This window comes from Qipengyuania sp. (genome assembly GCF_048550555.1).
In the GTDB taxonomy this organism is placed as follows: Bacteria; Pseudomonadota; Alphaproteobacteria; order Sphingomonadales; family Sphingomonadaceae; genus Qipengyuania.
Map to the genome: position 1 here is coordinate 18,466 of NZ_JBLYYF010000025.1, position 8,826 is coordinate 27,291.

14 protein-coding genes are annotated in these 8,826 nt (G+C 64.4%); 1 reads left to right on the forward strand and 13 read right to left on the reverse strand.

All coding sequences use genetic code 11. The features are described 5' to 3' along the window. Window positions 1–4: 4 nt before the first annotated feature. From ACN4E0_RS06160 to rplO, 4 genes are all read right to left on the reverse strand, one after another. Window positions 5–652, reverse strand: coding sequence for an SRPBCC family protein (locus tag ACN4E0_RS06160; RefSeq protein WP_419566617.1), 648 nt, complete (start codon window positions 650–652; stop codon window positions 5–7). A gap of 70 nt (window positions 653–722) precedes the next feature. After that, the gene (locus tag ACN4E0_RS06165; RefSeq protein ID WP_419566618.1) at window positions 723–1,370 is read right to left on the reverse strand and encodes an adenylate kinase; all 648 of its coding nucleotides are present in this window, start codon (window positions 1,368–1,370) and stop codon (window positions 723–725) included. 31 nt (window positions 1,371–1,401) lie between these two features. Continuing rightward, entirely contained in the window at window positions 1,402–2,766 is a 1,365-nt protein-coding gene (gene secY, locus ACN4E0_RS06170; RefSeq protein WP_419566620.1) for a preprotein translocase subunit SecY, read from the reverse strand. Between the two features lie 105 nt (window positions 2,767–2,871). Further along, window positions 2,872–3,396, reverse strand: coding sequence for a 50S ribosomal protein L15 (rplO, locus tag ACN4E0_RS06175; protein ID WP_370030634.1), 525 nt, complete (start codon window positions 3,394–3,396; stop codon window positions 2,872–2,874). Between the two features lie 152 nt (window positions 3,397–3,548). Between rplO and ACN4E0_RS06180 the strand changes: the two genes are divergently transcribed. Further along, window positions 3,549–5,036 (forward strand): ArnT family glycosyltransferase, encoded by a 1,488-nt coding sequence (locus ACN4E0_RS06180; RefSeq protein WP_419566621.1) that lies wholly within the window; start codon window positions 3,549–3,551, stop codon window positions 5,034–5,036. 59 nt (window positions 5,037–5,095) lie between these two features. On the opposite strand, the gene rpmD is transcribed toward ACN4E0_RS06180, so the two are convergent. The 9 genes from rpmD to rplN all read right to left on the reverse strand — a co-directional run. Continuing rightward, the gene (gene rpmD / locus ACN4E0_RS06185; RefSeq protein WP_419566623.1) at window positions 5,096–5,281 is read right to left on the reverse strand and encodes a 50S ribosomal protein L30; all 186 of its coding nucleotides are present in this window, start codon (window positions 5,279–5,281) and stop codon (window positions 5,096–5,098) included. Between the two features lie 5 nt (window positions 5,282–5,286). Then, window positions 5,287–6,054: a 30S ribosomal protein S5 gene (gene rpsE, locus ACN4E0_RS06190; protein WP_419566625.1), complete on the reverse strand. Its 768-nt coding sequence runs from the start codon at window positions 6,052–6,054 to the stop codon at window positions 5,287–5,289. After that, window positions 6,054–6,398 (reverse strand): 50S ribosomal protein L18, encoded by a 345-nt coding sequence (rplR, locus tag ACN4E0_RS06195; RefSeq protein WP_221600158.1) that lies wholly within the window; start codon window positions 6,396–6,398, stop codon window positions 6,054–6,056. The genes rpsE and rplR overlap by 1 nt, the downstream gene beginning before the upstream one ends. Before the next feature lies 1 nt (window position 6,399). Continuing rightward, a complete protein-coding gene (gene rplF, locus ACN4E0_RS06200; RefSeq protein ID WP_419566626.1) occupies window positions 6,400–6,933 on the reverse strand; it encodes a 50S ribosomal protein L6 in 534 nt (177 codons plus the stop codon). Continuing rightward, on the reverse strand, window positions 6,933–7,328 hold the full coding sequence (gene rpsH, locus ACN4E0_RS06205; protein WP_221600162.1) for a 30S ribosomal protein S8: 396 nt from the start codon (window positions 7,326–7,328) through the stop codon (window positions 6,933–6,935). Before rpsH ends, rplF begins: the two co-directional genes overlap by 1 nt. An 11-nt stretch (window positions 7,329–7,339) precedes the next feature. Next, the gene (gene rpsN / locus ACN4E0_RS06210; RefSeq protein ID WP_221600164.1) at window positions 7,340–7,645 is read right to left on the reverse strand and encodes a 30S ribosomal protein S14; all 306 of its coding nucleotides are present in this window, start codon (window positions 7,643–7,645) and stop codon (window positions 7,340–7,342) included. Between the two features lie 26 nt (window positions 7,646–7,671). Next, window positions 7,672–8,250, reverse strand: coding sequence for a 50S ribosomal protein L5 (gene rplE, locus ACN4E0_RS06215; RefSeq protein WP_419566627.1), 579 nt, complete (start codon window positions 8,248–8,250; stop codon window positions 7,672–7,674). Beyond that, window positions 8,243–8,563 carry a 50S ribosomal protein L24 gene (rplX, locus tag ACN4E0_RS06220; protein WP_370030643.1) on the reverse strand — a complete coding sequence of 107 codons (321 nt, stop codon included), beginning with the start codon at window positions 8,561–8,563 and terminating at the stop codon, window positions 8,243–8,245. Before rplX ends, rplE begins: the two co-directional genes overlap by 8 nt. After that, a partial coding sequence (rplN, locus tag ACN4E0_RS06225) for a 50S ribosomal protein L14 (RefSeq protein ID WP_419566629.1) occupies window positions 8,563–8,826 on the reverse strand: 264 nt, incomplete at its 5' end. The genes rplX and rplN, both read right to left, overlap by 1 nt.

The window sequence follows — 8,826 nt, forward strand, 5'->3', positions numbered from 1 at the left end:
TGTGCTATTCGGTATCCTGCAAGGCGTCGATCTGCGATTCGATGCTCGGCTCTTCTCCTGCCTCGCGCTCGTCCGACCCCCTATCGGGTGTCGCTTCGCCCGCCAGGGCGCCGAGGTGGTCGCGCAGCGACGCGAGCTGCTGGCTCATCACGCCATCGACCGCCTTGGCGATCGTCGGAACCTCATAACGCATGTAGCCGCCGACGACATATTCCCAGCGAATCCTCGTGCCGCCTTTGATCTCCTCGAGCGAGATCGTCAGCACGCCGGTGGCGGGCTCGCCCTGCAGCGGCCCAAGCCCGCCGCGCATGCGCAGGGCCTTGAGCGGATAGGCCTGGATCACCGTCATGTGCTGGACGCTGCCGTCGAGCGAGAAACCGTCCGGGCGATCCTCACCCGGCACGCGTTCGCAGAAGCAGCCGCCCGCCTGTGGGGTCAGGCTCATGTTGCCAGCATCGCCCGACCAGGTATGCGCGTCGGTCCACCAGGCGCCAGGCCGGATCAGCGCCAACCAGGTCTCCATCGGCGTGGCGGCGACATCGGCCATGTCCTGCGTCGAAAAGCCGGTGGCGCTCGACTCCGCAACCTTGGCCGACAACGGCGTCGCGGCCGCGAGCGCGGCAGCACTCAGGACGGTGACGGCTAGGCGCATGGTTCCTCTCTCCCCTTGGTGGAGAGAGGTCCTAGGCGATGTCGACGGGCTTTGGAAGCTGCGTGGCGCCTCAACGCGTCAGGATCGCGTCGATCGCGTGGGTCACGTCCTCGATCGAGGCCATGCCGTCCACCCGGCTGACGATTCCGCGCCCTTCGTAGCCCGGCAGGATCGGCGCAGTCTTGCCGCGATATTCCTGCATGCGGGTGCGCACGGTCTCCTCATTGTCGTCGGGACGGCGCTTGAACTCGGTCGAGCCGCACTTGTCGCACACGCCGGCAACCGCAGGCTGCTTGAAGACGTTGTGATAGCCCTCGCCGCACTTGGCGCAGGTGTAGCGGCCGGTGATCCGCTCGACGAGCGCGTCCTCGTCGACCTCGAGTTCGATCACATGGTCGAGCTTGCGGCCGTGCCTGGCGAGGATCGCGTCGAGCTGTTCGGCCTGCGCCGCGGTACGCGGGTAGCCGTCGAAGATCGCGCCCACTTCGGGGCCCATCTCGGCGAGCTTGGCGTCGATCATCGCCGAAACGATCTCGTCCGAGACGAGGCCGCCCGAATCCATGATGTCGGCGACCTTGCGGCCCAGCTCGCTGTCGGCCTTGCGCGTTTCGCGCAGCATGTCGCCGGTCGACAGTTGGCGCATGCCGTGGTGCTCGACGAGGCGCTGGGCCTGCGTTCCCTTGCCAGCGCCCGGAGGGCCCAGGAGGATGATATCCATTGCGTAAAGTCCCCTTCGCCCGTGCTGTGCCTTAACGCAGGCGTCCCTTCAACTTCGCTTTCTTGATCAGGTCGCCATACTGGTGGGCGAGCAGATGCGACTGGATCTGGCTGATCGTGTCGACCGTCACATTCACCACGATGAGCAGGCTGGTGCCGCCGAGGAACAGCGGAACGCCGGTCTGCGCAATGCCCCATTCGGGAATGACGCAGACGATCGTCAGATAGAGCGCACCGATCACGGTGATGCGGGTCAGCACGTAATCGAGATATTCCTCGGTGCGCTTGCCCGGGCGGATGCCCGGGATGAAGCCACCGTTCTTCTTCAGGTTTTCCGCCGTTTCCTCCGGATTGAAGACGATGGCGGTGTAGAAGAAGCTGAAGAAGATGATGCCCGCGGCATAGAGCGCCATGTAGAGCGGCTGGCCGTGCTGGAGATATTGCAACACCGTCTGCAGCCCGCCGCCCACGGTGCTTTCGGTATCGACCGAATTGCCCGCGAACTGGGTGATGGTCAGCGGCAGCAGCAGCAGCGAGCTGGCGAAGATCGGCGGGATCACGCCGGCGGTGTTGAGCTTGAGCGGCAGGTGCGAGCGATCGGCCTGCATCATGCCGCGCTGCGTGGCGCGCTTGGGATACTGGATCAGCAGGCGGCGCTGGGCACGTTCCATGTAACAGATGCCGAGGATCAGCAGCACGACCATCACGATGAAGCCGACGACCACGCCGGTGCTGATCGAGCCTTCGGCGTAGCCCGAACCCATGTTCGAGGCGAAGGTCGGGAACTGGGCGACGATGCCGGCCATGATGATCAGCGAAACGCCGTTGCCGATCCCGCGGCTGGTGATCTGTTCGCCGAGCCAGAGCAGGAACATGGTCCCGCCGACGAGGCTGATGACCGCGCCGATGCGGAACATGATGCCCGGATCGACAACCGCCTGCAGGCCGCTCTGCGCACCGTAGCTTTCGAGGCCCGAGGCGAGGAACCAGCCCTGGATGGCGCAGAGGAAGACGGTGCCGTAGCGGGTGTACTGGTTGAGCTTCTGCCGCCCGACGGTGCCCTCTTTCTTGAGCGCAGCCAGCGAGGGATGCAGGGCCGCGGCGAGCTGCACCACGATCGAGGCGGTAATATAGGGCATGACGCCGAGCGCGATGAGACTCATGCGCTCAAGGCTGCCGCCCGAGAAGGTGTTGAACAGGTCGAGGATACCACCCCGGGTCTGATTGTAGAGATCGCTCAGGATCAGCGGGTTCACGCCGGGCAGCGGAACGAAGCTGAGGAAGCGGAAAACAATCAGGGCGCCGATGGTGAACCAGATGCGGTTCTTGAGCTCGGTGGCCTTGGAGAAGTTTGCGAGGCTGATATTGCTCGCGAGATTATCGGCGCGTGATGCCATGGGAATCTGTTCAATCCTGAATTGGCGCCGGTCCCTCCCGGCACAGGAAGGCTAGATAGGGAGCGGGGGGCGGAATGTCGAACCCCGCCCCCCGAATTTTCCCGCTTACTTTGCCTTCTTCGCCTTGTTGGCTTCGGCGCGAGCAGCCTTCTTTTCGTGCTCGGGCTTGTCGGCGGCGATCACTTCGACCTTGCCGCCAGCCTTCTCGACCGCCTCGATGGCGCCCTTCGAGGCACCGGCAACCTTGAAGCTGACCTTGGTCTTGAGCTCGCCCTTGCCGAGCAGGCGGACGCCGTCCTTGCCGCCCCGCGCGAGGCCGGCAGCCTTGAGCGCTTCGTGGTCGAGAACGCCCTTGGCGTCGAGCTTCTTGGCGTCGATGAACTTCTGGACCATGCCCAGGTTCACTTCCGCATAGTCCTTGCCGAACGGGTTGTTGAAGCCGCGCTTCGGCAGGCGCATGTGCAGCGGCATCTGACCGCCTTCGAAGCCCTTGATGGCGACGCCCGAGCGTGCCTTCTGGCCCTTCTGGCCGCGGCCGCCGGTCTTGCCCTTGCCCGAGCCGATGCCGCGACCGATACGGATGCGGTCCTTGCGTGCGCCGGAGTTGTCGCGGATATCATTCAGTTTCATAGTGCACTCGCTTTCGCTTTCTAACGCCCCTTCACGGGGTACGCGCTGTTGGGAAGTGGGCGCCGATAGTCTGTTTGGCCGTGCTTGTCGACCCCCCAATCGGGCCGGCAAAGGCGGTGGTTTCACGAGCATAGGGCAGGGTCTTGGAGAATATGCTTCGGCAGCACCGTCGCTGGGCACAAGCTGACGCGGTCGGCAGGATCGGCGCGCGCGAATGGGCGATCGCCGCCGTCGCGCTCCTGGCCCTCGCCTTCCTCACCCGCTTCGCGACCTTCGGCCATCCAGATCTGCATGTCGACGAGACCTTCTACTTCGCTTCCGGGGTCGAAGTGGCGAAGGGGGCCATTCCCTTCGTCGATGTGTGGGACCGCAAGCCACCCGGGCATTTCCTGCTGTTCGCCGCCATCGCGCTGTTTTCGGACAATTATCTCGCCTATCAGATCGCCGCCATGCTCTTCGCGGGGGCGACCGCGCTGGCGGTCTACGCGCTGGCGCGCACTCTCGTTGCGCACTGGCAGGCGCTGGCGGGCAGCGCGATCTACCTTCTGTCGCTCTGCCTGTTCAACGGCCAGGGCGGACAGAGCCCGGTGTTCTACAATCTCTTCATGGCGCTCGCGGCCGCGGTGCTGCTGGCCGCCCTGCCCCGATTCGACAGCCGGCGCGGCGGGTTCCTCGTCGCCGCCGCGATGCTGCTGGCGGGGGTGGCGATCACGATCAAGACCACCGCCGTGTTCGAAGCGCTGTTCCTCGGCCTGTACGCAGCGGCGCTCCAGATCCGATCGGTCGGGTTCTGTCGCACGACCGTCATCCGCGTGGCGAGCTGGGCCGCGCTCGGCGCCGCCCCCACCGCTGTCTTCGCGCTATGGTACGCGCTGCACGGCTATTGGGACGAATACTGGACCGCGATGGTGCTGTCGAACCTGCGCAAGCCGGTGGAGGACAATGGCGGATTGCAGCGACTGTGGGTGCTCGGCCTGATGGCGCTGCCGCTGCTCGCCGCATGCGGCGTGGCCTTGCTGAACATCCGCGGACCCACGCGCCTGTTCTTCGGCGGATGGGTGCTCGCGGCGCTGGTCGGGTTCTTTTCGGTTCCGGCCTTCTACCTGCATTACGCGCTGCCCCTGCTCGTGTCCCTGTGCGCGCTGGCGCCCGCCAGTCTTGCCTGGCCGCGAACCGGGGCCTTCCTACTCGGCTCGGCTGCCGTCATCCCCGTGTTGTTCTATTCCTTCTTCGATTTCGCGGACACGCGCGAGGCGAAGGCCGCCATGGCAAGGCTGGTGGACGCGGTCGAGCGCGGCCGGGACGGTGGGCCCTTGCTTGTCTACGACGGTCCGCCGCTGCTCTACACGCTGACGGGCGCGCGCTTTCCCACTCCACTCGCCTTTCCCAACCACCTGCACCAGGCGTCCGAGCGCGACGTCAGCCACATTGCCACCCTGTCCGAAGTCGAACGCCTGCTGGCGCTGCGCCCCGGCGTGATCGTCGACCGGACCACAACGGTGACCAACCAGGATACCGCCGAACTGGTCCGTGCCTACGAGCGCAAGCACTGCATGCTGCTGGCATCGGAACCGATGATGAAGGGCTGGGATATCGAGGTGCTGGTTTACGGACATTGCCGGACCCGGAGCCCGAAATAGAAAAGGCCGGGCAACGCTCTGCGCTGCCCGGCCCTTCTATCCGATAAAGGTCCGATCGATCAGTCGATCACCGCCACCAGATGCGGGACCTTGGCGATCGCGCCGCGCACCTCGGGGGTGTCCTGGCGTTCGACGACCTTGTGCATCTTGTTCAGCCCCAGACCGATGAGGATCTGGCGCTGGCTTTCGGGACGGCGGATCGGCGAACCGATCTGCTTGATCTTGATGGTTTTCGCTTTGGCCATCGATCTTACTCCGCGATAGCTGCGGCGTCGGCTTCAGCCTCGGCCTCCGATGCGCCACCACGACCGAGCAGGTCGGCAACCTTCTTGCCGCGACGCTGCGCAACCGACTTCGGCGAAGTCTGGTCCTGCAGCGCGTCGAAGGTGGCGCGGATCATGTTGTAGGGGTTCGAGGTGCCGACCGATTTGGTCACCACGTCGGCGACGCCGAGGCTCTCGAACACGGCACGCATCGGACCACCGGCGATGATGCCGGTACCCGGAGGCGCGGTGCGGACGGTGACCTTGCCGGCACCGAAATGGCCCTTGCCGTCGTGATGGAGGGTACGGCCCTCCTTCAGCGCGACGCGGATCATCTTCTTGCGCGCAGCGGCGGTCGCCTTGCTGATCGCTTCCGGAACTTCGCGGGCCTTGCCCTTGCCGAAGCCGACGCGGCCCTGGCCGTCACCGACAACCACGAGAGCCGCGAAACCGAAGCGCTTGCCGCCCTTCACCGTCTTGCTGACGCGGTTGATGTGGACCAGCTTCTCGATGATGCCGTCGTCTTCTTCCTCGCGGCGGCGATCGTCGCGACGACCGCGACCACGGCCACGGCCGCCATCACGATTGCCACCACGGCCACGGCCCTGGCGGGGCTGACCTTCGGCACCCTGGGCGGGCGACTGGTTGTCGGCAGCTTCCGACGGCGTGTCCGCCACGGCCGGCTGCTCGTTGGTCACCGCATTCGCCGTTTCGGCAGTCACGGTTTCTTCGTTCTTGGTTTCGTCAGCCATCATCAGAACTCCAGCCCGCCTTCGCGAGCGGCGTCGGCCAGCGCCTTGACGCGGCCATGGAACAGGAAGCCGCCGCGATCGAACACGACGGTGGTCACGCCGGCCTTCTTGGCAGCAGCGGCGATGTCGCTGCCGACCTTCTTGGCGGCTTCGACATTGGCGCCCGAGCCCTTCACGCCCAGCGTCGAGGCGGCGGCAACGGTCTTGCCGGCAGCATCGTCGATGATCTGCGCATAGATGTGCTGGCCGGTGCGGTGCACCGACAGGCGGGGCTTGCCGCCCGAAACGCTCTTGAGAGCGGTGCGGACGCGGCGACGGCGACGTTCAAAGAGAGAGAGCTTTGCCATCTTACTTCTTCTTCCCTTCCTTGCGGAAGATGTATTCGCCGCGATAGGCGATACCCTTGCCCTTGTAGGGCTCGGGCTTGCGCCAGCGACGGACTTCGGCAGCGAACTGGCCGACCTTCTGCTTGTCGATACCCGAGATTTCGACCGTGGTCTGGTCCGGGGTCTTCACCTCGAGGCCTTCGGGAACATCGAGATCGACGTCGTGCGAATAGCCGAGCTGAAGCTTGAGCTTCTTGCCCTGGGCCTGCGCACGGTAGCCGACGCCCTTGATCTCGAGGACCTTGGTGTAGCCTTCGGTCACGCCTTCGACCAGGTTCGACACGAGCGTGCGCTGCATACCCCAGTGGTTACGCGCGGCGCGGGTGTCGTTGGCCGGCTTGACCGAGATCGCGCCGTCTTCGAGCTTGTAGTCGATCAGGTCCGACAGGCCCATGGTCAGGGTGCCCTTGGGACCCTTGACCGAAAGCATGTCGCCATCGATCTTGGCCTCGACCCCGCTCGGGATCGCGACCGGCTTCTTGCCGATGCGGCTCATCAGAACACCTCCGCCAGCACTTCGCCGCCGACGTTTTCGGTGCGGGCTTCGGCATCCGAAAGCACACCCTTGGGCGTCGAGACGATGGTGATGCCGAGACCGTTGCGCACGATCGGGAGTTCCTTCGAACCCGAATAGACGCGGCGGCCCGGCTTGGAGACGCGAGCGACATGCTTGATCGCAGGTTCGCCCTCGAAATACTTCAGTTCGATCCGCAGCTGCGCGTGCTTGCCCGAAGCGTCTTCGCTGTAGCCACGGATGTAGCCTTCGCGCTGGAGCACTTCGAGGACGTTCGCACGCAGCTTCGACGCAGGCGAAAGGACGCTGTCCTTCTTCGCGCGCTGCCCGTTGCGGATGCGGGTGAGCATATCACCCAGGGGATCGGTCATAGCCATCTGTCTTTACCTCACCAGCTCGACTTGGTCAGGCCCGGAATCAGGCCCTTGTTGCCGAGGTCGCGCAGTTCGATGCGGTTGAGACCGAACTTGCGGTAGTAGCCGCGCGGGCGGCCGGTGGTGGAGCAGCGGTTGCGCACCCGGGTCGGGTTCGCATTGCGCGGCAGTTCCGCCATCTTGAGCCGGGCCATCAGGCGCTCGGACTCGTCGAGGCTTTCATCGTCAGCGATAGCCTTCAGCTTCGCGAACTTTTCCGCATACTGCTTGACGAGCTTCTTGCGACGCTCGTTCTTGTTGATCGAACTCAGTTTCGCCATTGGACTTAAGTTCCTCTTCTAGCGGCTCACGCCGCCTCCTTCTCTTCCGACTTTTCAGCCGGGAACGGGAAACCGAACAGCTTCAGAAGCTCGCGAGCCTCTTCGTCAGTCTTCGCCGTCGTGGTTACGATGATGTCCATCCCCCGGACCTTGTCGATCTGGTCGTAGCTGATCTCGGGAAAGATGATCTGTTCCTTCAGGCCCATGGCATAGTTGCCACGGCCGTCGAACGACTTGGGGTTGAGGCCGCGGAAGTCGCGGATGCGCGGCATGGCCACGGTCACCAGGCGATCCATGAACTCGTACATGCGTTCGCGGCGCAGGGTGACCTTGCAGCCGATCGGCATGCCTTCACGCAGCTTGAACTGCGCGATCGACTTCTTGGCCTTGGTGATAACCGGCTTCTGGCCGGCGATCAGTGCCATTTCCTCGGCTGCGGTCTGAACCTTCTTCTTGTCCTGACTGGCTTCGCCAACGCCCATGTTGAGCGTGATCTTTTCCAGCTTGGGGACTTCAAGAGCGTTCTTGTAGCCGAACTTCTCGGTCATCGCCTTGACGATCTGGTCGTCGTAGCGCTGCTTCATGCGGGGCGTGTAATCAGCCATCGATGGTCTCCCCGGACTTCACGGCAACGCGCACCTTCTTGCCGTCCTTTTCTTCGAAACGGACGCGAGTGGCCTTGCCGGTCTTCGGATCGGCCAGCGCAACCTTGCTGATGGCCATCGGCGCTTCGAAGCGGTCGATGCCACCCTGCGGGTTCTGCTGGGTCGGCTTGCGGTGACGGGCGGCGATGTTGACGCCTTCGACGACGATCTTGCCGTCCTTCGGCATGACCTTCGCGACGGTGCCGGTCTTGCCCTTGTCCTTGCCGGACAGGACGACGACGCTGTCACCCTTCTTGATCTTAGCGGCAGCCATTACAGCACCTCCGGAGCAAGCGAGATGATCTTCATGAAGCCGCGGCCGCGCAGTTCGCGCACCACCGGGCCGAAGATACGGGTGCCGATCGGCTCTTCGTTCTTGTTGACGAGCACCGCGGCGTTGCTGTCGAAGCGGATCACGCTGCCATCGGGGCGGCGAACGTCCTTCTTCGTGCGCACGATGACGGCGCGATGGACATCGCCCTTCTTCACCTTGGTGCGCGGCTGGGCTTCCTTGACGGAAACCACGATCACGTCGCC